This is a genomic window from Martelella sp. (assembly GCF_984369615.1).
The window spans coordinates 1-2,015 of record NZ_CFHTCS010000543.1; the positions used below are offsets into that span (position 1 = coordinate 1).

Annotated in this window: 3 protein-coding genes; 2 read left to right on the plus strand and 1 reads right to left on the minus strand. The window is 61.5% G+C overall.

What is annotated here, in order from left to right; translation table 11 throughout:
• Positions 1 to 184, plus strand: a 184-nt coding sequence (locus AC5DC2_RS23485; RefSeq protein WP_491700232.1) for a DHHA1 domain-containing protein, incomplete at its 5' end; no start/stop codon positions are given.
• A gap of 393 nt (positions 185 to 577) precedes the next feature.
• Here the strand turns inward: AC5DC2_RS23485 and dusA are convergent.
• A complete protein-coding gene (gene dusA, locus AC5DC2_RS23490; RefSeq protein WP_491700234.1) occupies positions 578 to 1,528 on the minus strand; it encodes a tRNA dihydrouridine(20/20a) synthase DusA in 951 nt (316 codons plus the stop codon).
• 168 nt (positions 1,529 to 1,696) lie between these two features.
• On the opposite strand from dusA, the gene AC5DC2_RS23495 reads away from it, so the two are divergent.
• Positions 1,697 to 1,999 (plus strand): hypothetical protein, encoded by a 303-nt coding sequence (locus AC5DC2_RS23495; protein WP_491700233.1) that lies wholly within the window; start codon positions 1,697 to 1,699, stop codon positions 1,997 to 1,999.
• Positions 2,000 to 2,015: the final 16 nt, after the last annotated feature.

Consider the following 2,015-nt stretch of genomic DNA (forward strand, 5'->3'; position numbering starts at 1 on the left):
CGTGGTTTCCGTTACCGCCGACCTGACCGACGGCGTCTCCGCGGTCGACCTCGTGCGCGTGGCCTCGGAAGCGCTCGGCGGCAAGGGCGGCGGCGGCAGGCCGGACATGGCCCAGGCCGGCGGCCCGGACGGCGACAAGGCGGAAGCCGCAATTGCCGCCATCCGCAACACGCTCAAGGGCTGAGGCCTATTGCAAAAAAGAACCGCGTTTCCTGGAAACGCGGTTCTCGGTTTGCTGACAAACCCGTTTTCGGGGCACCCTCGTGCTTGCCCGGCCAGAACGACAATTTCTCTGATAATTTTCAATCACTTAAGTCGACTTCACGCTCGGCTCAAGTCGCGCATGGCAGCTGCGGGATGGCCGGATGCGGTCACGACCGGCGCGTCACAAGCCTCGTCGGCAGTCTCGAAGCGTTTCCAGGAAAAGTGGATACCGGCTTTCCGTGCTGAATTGCGCAAGACAACAGATTGGGCGCTCTCGTGCTTCGCGGAGAAGCGGAAGCGCCCCAGGACAGCGTTTCCCGGCGCCGCGATTCTGAGCTATTCATCTGTCTGATGGCCGAACGATGCCGAAGCGTCACGCCGTTTCGGCATCGAAAGCCACAGCGGCAAAAGCCTCCGCGATAACTTCGGGGCCCGCGCCGGGCCTGACAGCGTCGCTCGAAAGGATCTGGCGGTAGCGCCGCGCGCCGGAATAGCCACTGAACAATCCGATCATGTGGCGGGTGATCTGCGACAGACGAACGCCCTCCCCAACCTGCCGCGCCGCATAGTCCATCATCGCGCGGCAGAGCGCGTCCGGATCGAACGGCTTCCCAGGCATGCCGAAGAGGCGGCGGTCGACCTCGGCCAGAAGACGCGGCGTCTGATAGGCGGCACGCCCCAGCATCACGCCGTCGACATGGCCGAGATGCGCTTCCGCTTCCTCAAGCGTGGCGATGCCGCCATTGATGCCGATGAAAAGGTCCGGATTTTCCGCCTTCATGCGATAGACCAGCGGATAATCGAGCGGCGGGATCGTCCGGTTCTCCTTGGGGCTCAGCCCCTTCAGCCAGGCCTTGCGGGCGTGGATCCACACCGCGTCCGCCCCTGCCCCGGCCATGCGGGCGACAAAATCGGGCAGCACCGTTTCCGGCTCCTGCTCGTCAACGCCGATACGGCACTTGACCGAAACCGGCACATCGACCGCCGCCTTCATCGCCGCCACGGCCTTCTCGACGATCCCGGGCGTCTGCATCAGGCAGGCGCCGAATGTGCCGGATTGCACGCGATCGGACGGGCAGCCGACATTCAGCCCGATCTCGTCATAGCCATATCGGGCGCCGATCTTCGCTGCCTCGGCAAGCTTTAGCGGATCGGAGCCGCCGAGTTGCAGCACCACGGGATGCTCGACGGCATCAAACCCCAACAGCCGGTCCCGGTCGCCGCGCAGGATCGCATCCGCGACAATCATCTCGCTATAGACCTGCCCCCCGGCCATCATCTGCCGATGAAAATACCGACAATGCCGATCCGTCCAATCGATCATCGGTGCCACGGCAAAGCGGGAAGCCGCCTGAAACTCTCTTTTCTTATTTTTTTCAGTCACTTATCAGAACCTGATAATCCGTCTTATTCCAGCTCATTATGCTCAGAATCCGCTGATTTTGACACTGGATTTGGTCCCGAGGACCAAACACAACCTCGTGGACCAAACATGGAGGCCAATCTGGGCTCAATTACCACACGCAAACGCAGGGATGGAAGTCAAAGCTACAGGGCACGTGTACGGGTGATGCGCGAGGGCTCCGTCTATCACGAGACCAAGACTTTTGACAGACGCCCAGCTGCAGCCGCATGGATAAAGAAACGCGAGAAAGAGCTGGCCAGACCTGGCGCACTGGAGGCGTTAAACGCATACGACCCACCGCTGTCCAAGGCCATCGAGCGCTATACCGATGAAGCGGTCAAAGAAATCGGACTGAACCGCCCCGGGTTTGCCGGAGACCCCAACTCGTGAGAAGTAGGGTCTATGA